This is a genomic window from Parapedobacter soli (assembly GCF_025460835.1).
Lineage (GTDB): Bacteria > Bacteroidota > Bacteroidia > Sphingobacteriales > Sphingobacteriaceae > Parapedobacter > Parapedobacter soli.
Genome location: NZ_JAMXAY010000129.1, coordinates 1 through 1,429, shown reverse-complemented (window position 1 = coordinate 1,429; position 1,429 = coordinate 1). Strand labels below are relative to the sequence as shown.

1 protein-coding gene is annotated in these 1,429 nt (G+C 43.2%); it reads right to left on the bottom strand.

Going from position 1 to position 1,429, the window contains the following annotated elements; translation table 11 throughout:
* Window positions 1–181: 181 nt before the first annotated feature.
* A complete protein-coding gene (locus NGM62_RS21840) occupies window positions 182–1,081 on the bottom strand; it encodes an AraC family transcriptional regulator (RefSeq protein WP_262250422.1) in 900 nt (299 codons plus the stop codon).
* Window positions 1,082–1,429 lie beyond the last annotated feature (348 nt).

Here is a 1,429-nt window from a genome sequence, read left to right as displayed (position 1 = left end):
TAACCCCCGCTTGCGTTCAAACCGCTTGTTGGCAGTTCGTTGTTTAAATAGTGAATGATTTGTTTGCAGGCTAAGATAGGAAAATGATTTTATCGGAAACGTTTTTCCGGAAAATAATGATCCCTATTTTTAGTGCCGCTGTGTGGTTTTCTGTCTTCGGAAAACGGCCAAAAAAGTGCCTTTAATCAGATTGGTTATCCATGATCAGGTGTTCTTTCGATTGCTGAAAGGAACGCCGGTATTCTTTAGGACTTTGCCCGGTTATTTCGCGGAACTGGCGGTTGAAATAGGAAAGGTTTTTGAAACCGGATTCGTAACAGATGCGTAAAACATCCCAGTCTTCTGTCAGCAGCAGGTTCATGGCATGGGTAATGCGGACGCTGCTGACGAACTGAGAAAAAGTCTGTTCCATGCGCCGTTTGAAATAGCGGCAGAAGGCGGCATCGTTGAGGTGGATTAAGCTGGCGGCAGTTTTGCTGTCCAGCTCGTCACGGAAGTTTTCCATGACATATTTAAGCACCGGCTCCAGCCTCGCCGAGTCTTTATTAGTCAGTTTCATGGCCGACTGTGTTTCGTTCAACATCCTTGCCCGGGTTGGCGGGATTTTGGAAATCTCGTTGAGAAGCTGAAGAAAAGTGACCAGTTTGTCCATCCCTTTCTTTTGGGTAAGTGAACCGAACAGATCGTAGAGATGACCCGGCCCGTTTGCAATATGCAGGCCAAAGCCTGCTTTGTCCAACATTTCTTTGATGTTTACGTACTCGGTATTTCCGAAAAACCCGGTACCTAAAAAATCCGACCGGAAAAATATGGCGATGGCATGCGCTTTCTCTCCCAGTTCTATGAATGCTTTTTCGTTGTAGAAGCAGTGGCCGAATCCCGGTCCGAAGAGGTAAATATCCCCATCCTGGAAATTCATCATATTTTTGCCGGCGTACAGTTTCCCATGGCTTCTTTTGATCCAGATCAATTCATGTACGTCATGAAAATGGAAGGGCGACGTAAAATAACGTTGTATGTACTCTTTTACCAGGAAGCCCTCTCCCGACGGGTTGGATTGGTGTTCAAAAATGACTTTCATGAGTCAGTTCCTTTTTGAGGTGTACCGTTGGTTTCTATATGACATAGATAGTGCAAAATTTCTAAATTAACAAATTGAATTATGTTTTTTGTCTATAAGTAAATAATGTATCGGTAATGGCAAATAGGGTGGTGTTCAGCTTACCGAATGATCTGTTACATTTGCAATGGTATAGGTTTGATAAATCAATTATGAAGAGAAGCGTCGCACCCTTTACCTGGAAACGAACGGGCCAAACCGAAGGAATAGCGGAAGGATTTTTTCTGGTATAAATAATGGCAGTAACGGTCTAATGAAATGCAATATCAAAAAAATATAGGAATGGGAAGTGTCAACAATGCGGGAAAA